Origin of the sequence: Lactobacillus helveticus DSM 20075 = CGMCC 1.1877, from assembly GCF_000160855.1 — a bacterium.
GTDB classification, from domain to species: Bacteria; Bacillota; Bacilli; order Lactobacillales; family Lactobacillaceae; genus Lactobacillus; species Lactobacillus helveticus.
In genome coordinates this window covers 273,590-274,580 of the sequence record NZ_GG700752.1, presented here as the reverse complement: position 1 = coordinate 274,580, position 991 = coordinate 273,590, and the positions used below count along the sequence as shown (strand labels likewise).

The following is a 991-nucleotide window of genomic DNA, read 5'->3' as shown; positions in this document are numbered from 1 at the left end:
ATCTCAGCCTGCTCAAAAATTAATTGATTTTATCACAAATTAAAATATCAGCCGCAATGACTGATATTTTTTATTAACAGTAGAATTTGCATCACTAAAATCCTAGACGAAATAGTTTTCTAGCTAATGCGTTATAATAATTTTATTATCGAGGGAAAGAAGGGATTTTAATGAACGACCCCGAAGCTTTGTTGCACTATCTTGATGTATTGCTCAAAGAGAGCAACTTTACTAAAGCTGCTCGCGAATTATATATTTTCTCAACCTTATTTAACTCAATTAATAAAAAGAATTGAGAAAAAACTCGGTACAAAAATCATCAACCGTGACCGTGTGCCTTTTTCCCTAACAGAAGCAGGAATGATTTATTACAAATATTTGGAAAACATTTCCTATAACGATCAACAATTAGAGCGCGACCTTGCTCCGTACACTGAACCTAATAAAGAAATCATCAAGTTAGGAGTCTTAGAAAGCTTAGGTTCTTTTTTGTTGCCTAGATTACTGCCTTCATTTTTACAGAATAATCCTAACGTAGAAATTCAACTGTTTGAAAATTCACCCCAGAAAAATGAAACTAACTTGCTTAATGGCGACATAGATTGTTACATTGGTCAGACACCTGAGACTATTTCTCATGATTTGAACTATCTGGTTAAAAACGGAGAACAATATTATGTGGTAATTCCTCAGAATTCGCATTATTTTCGCTCTGACAAGTTTATTTTAGAGGCAGATGAAACTTAAGACCTGACGGAAGTTTTACAAGCTCCTATGGTCTTAACTGCCTCAGAATCGGCTATTCGACATCAAGTTAATGGATTATTTCAGAAATTCCATATTAAACCTAATATTGTTCTTGAAAGTAAAAGTATTATTACCGCCACCGATTTAGCCTTAAGGGGTGTGGGCCTCACCATTTCTTCTGCCATCATACTCACACGTATGCGTCAAACCCCAGTTAATCTATTAAAAATTGACGAAAATCTAA

At 34.4% G+C, this 991-nt stretch carries 1 pseudogene; it reads left to right on the top strand.

From position 1 onward, the window contains the following. Positions 1–170 precede the first annotated feature (170 nt). Positions 171–991, top strand: a pseudogene (locus HMPREF0518_RS01250) (LysR family transcriptional regulator); the annotation flags it as partial.